At 55.3% G+C, this 262-nt stretch carries 1 pseudogene; it reads left to right on the top strand.

The features are described from left to right. Window positions 1-123: pseudogene (locus AC0IYH_RS32205) on the top strand (flavodoxin); the annotation flags it as partial. Window positions 124-262: the final 139 nt, after the last annotated feature.

Below are 262 nucleotides of genomic sequence, written 5' to 3'. Positions count from 1 at the left end.
GTGCTTGTCACCCATGCGCCCCAATCAAAGGTCGCAGACGGTTTGGTCATGGAAGGTGAGCAAGAGCGCAAAACGATGGAACGCGTGAATGCATGGTTGAGCGACAGCAACCTCATCACCTGACTAACCCTCGACCTTCATCCCACCTATCAACGGAGTAGCGCAATGAAAATTCGCACATTGGGTCGCGGCCTCGAAGTGTCCGCACTCGGCCTTGGCTGCATGAGTATGACTTCTGTGTACGGCCCCGCCGCCAATAAAC

Source organism: Pseudomonas sp. AC463 (genome assembly GCF_979253585.1).
This window is presented reverse-complemented; position numbering and strand designations above follow the sequence as displayed.